Annotated in this window: 1 protein-coding gene; it reads left to right on the top strand. The window is 45.2% G+C overall.

Going from position 1 to position 942, the window contains the following annotated elements; all coding sequences use genetic code 11:
- On the top strand, positions 1–942 hold a 942-nt coding region (locus A3766_RS30260), incomplete at both ends, for a hypothetical protein (protein ID WP_197479263.1).

The raw sequence follows: 942 nt of genomic DNA, 5'->3' as shown, positions 1-942 counted from the left end.
CACTACTTTATTGGTTTGGAAGCAGAGTGTTGAAGGTGTGACACAGATTTGGGCAAGTCAATATCTAGCGGATCAGGAAGTCTGGGTTCTACCCGGAACTGAGTCTGCTTCACGGCATTGCCGCAAGAATCCTGACTCTCTTGATTCTTCCTGCGTTAACTCATTAAGGTTGGATAGTGCTGGTCTTGGTAGCGTTTACTCTCCAGAAATCGCTATTAATGAGCTGGGGCATGCGGTCGTTATATGGATTCAGCCAAGGTCTCCTGACGCACAGCTGACAGCATGGGTTAACATGTTTGATGGGAATGCATGGAGCGGGCCACGAGATCTTTTAAGTGGGTCTTCTGTTGATGGTGAGGTTAGAAATACCAGTTTTAGCTTAAGTGATTCTGGAGGGGTTGTTGGTGGTTTCATTCAACAAAGCTCTGCCGGTGTTCAGCGTGTAAGGCTGCTTTCTTTTAATTTTATTACCGGGTTTAATGGTTTGGGGTTTGGCGCTCCAATTTATATTGATACAGTATCAGGAGCCGATGTTTTGGGAGACGCCCAAGACCTTGAATTATCTCTTAGTTCCTCAGGTCTTGGTGTGGTGGTGTGGTCACAGGAAGTGTCGGGCTTCGACAGAGTTAGAGCAAGAAGATTCAATGTATCAAGTGATGCAACTCTGAGCAGTGATGAAACACAGTTTGTTGATGTTGTTGGTGCAGAAACACACTTTGCGGTTCAACCTAAACCCTCAATTTCTGATAATGGCGATCTCTACGTTGCTTGGCGTCAATCTTCTGGAGGTCGATATGATCTAATGCTTAATCGTAACGCTAGCGGAGAGTGGGAAGATGCTAAAAAGATTGAATATGATGACTCGGCAAGCGTTAGTGAGTTTACTCTGGCCCACAATAATTTGAACGAGTTATTTGTGGCTTGGTCAATGCTGTTCGACGA

It is taken from the genome of Oleiphilus sp. HI0132, from assembly GCF_001635845.1.
The sequence above is the reverse complement of the archived record's forward strand: the minus strand, read 5'-3'. Positions and strand labels throughout refer to the sequence as shown.